The sequence below is a fragment of the Oleiphilus sp. HI0128 genome (assembly GCF_001635365.1).
The window spans coordinates 1-1,405 of the sequence record NZ_LWGG01001545.1; the positions used below are offsets into that span (position 1 = coordinate 1).

General features: G+C 42.5%; 3 protein-coding genes. 2 read left to right on the forward strand and 1 reads right to left on the reverse strand.

Annotated features, from left to right (window positions below; genetic code table 11):
* The coding region (locus tag A3763_RS25400) for a metal ABC transporter permease (RefSeq protein WP_197483126.1) at positions 1-241 on the forward strand (241 nt) is incomplete at its 5' end.
* 24 nt (positions 242-265) lie between these two features.
* Entirely contained in the window at positions 266-667 is a 402-nt protein-coding gene (gene hisI / locus A3763_RS25405; RefSeq protein ID WP_068508721.1) for a phosphoribosyl-AMP cyclohydrolase, read from the forward strand.
* A gap of 30 nt (positions 668-697) precedes the next feature.
* Here hisI and A3763_RS25410 read toward each other — a convergent pair.
* On the reverse strand, positions 698-1,405 hold a 708-nt coding region (locus A3763_RS25410), incomplete at its 5' end, for an ABC transporter substrate-binding protein (protein ID WP_156495331.1).

Sequence of the window (1,405 nt, forward strand, 5' to 3'; positions counted from 1 at the left end):
GATTTTGCCTGCAGCCTCTGCAAGGTATTGGGTCAAGAGCCTCGATATGATGCTTTTGGCGTCCTCTTGTTTTGCAATTCTCTGTTGTTATATCGGCTTACTCTTGTCATACCATGCTGGCTGGCCAACCGGGCCGGCGATCATACTGACACTTGGTATGCTCTACGTCTTGTCGTTTTCATTAGGACTTAATGGTAGCCTTTTATCTCGACTTGCCAAACCCAAACATCTCAGCGCATAACTCGTAAATATAGGTAATTTAAATATGAAGTCCTGGTTTAAATCGATCGAAAACGATGCTGAAGGCACCTCCTATCCCTTAGATAAAGTATTAAACGAACTAAACTTCTCTGAAGAGGGTTTAATACCCGTAATAGCCCAGGACCATGAGACGAGAGAGGTGCTAATGTTTGCCTGGATGAATCGCGAGTCATTAAAAGAAACTCTCGAAACCTCCAAGATGTGCTATTGGTCCCGTTCGCGAAAGTCTTTATGGCGCAAAGGAGAAAGCTCTGGCCACTGGCAAAGCCTGGTATCGATGAGAACGGATTGCGACGGTGATGTACTACTAGCCCTGGTCACACAAGATGAAGCAGCTTGTCACACTCATCGTAGAAGTTGCTTCTACCTGAAGTTTGAGCAAGGCGAGGTGGTCATCGCCTCATAAGCTTTCTGCTTTCTGCTTTCTTCGTTTACATCAGTGCTGATACAAATTACTTAAGTGGTCGTATTTATCCAGGATTTCTTGATAGCGACCACTTGATTTAATTTCTGACAAACCACGATCAAAGTCATCTCTGACCAGCTTATCTCGGAATAAAAACGGGTAATGACTTGGTTTAAATAAGGGGTGAAATCTGACCTTTTGACTAAAGCGCTGCTTTGCCAAGCGAGAGTAGCGATCTCCCTGATTTGCCTTATACCAATAATATCCAAAAATACTCTTATCCATCACGATAAAATCAAGCTCTCTGATAAAGAGTAGATTTATCTGAAAATCTTGTTTTGGAACTTCTTGATAATGCCGGTTTGTGCGTGCCATCACAGCATATTCTTTACCCAGAAAGTCTTTCGCTTTTTGAAAACCTACAACCGTTTTATCTTGAAGAAAAGACATAGATATATCTTCAGGGTAGTTCTTGGATGCCAGACTTATTGCGTAGTTTTGAAATGTCACCACGGCTTGGGACAAATAACCACTCTTAACAACATTGGCCTTTGCATTCATCACGGCATCTAACTGCGCATCATCAAACAACTTATATGCTCGCTCAAATGGCACATAAACCGGACGTATATCATAACGCTCAGGATCGAGGCTCGCTCGCAATATATCTAACTCGATGCCTGAGTCAGTTTCTTTAATCACCCAAGGAGGAATTGACATGCTAATGCCAATCTCAAA

Bases quoted from the DNA above. Each gene is read 5' to 3' on its own strand.
- hisI (WP_068508721.1), top strand. From the start codon at position 266: ATGAAGTCCTGGTTTAAATCGATCGAAAACGATGCTGAAGGCACCTCC.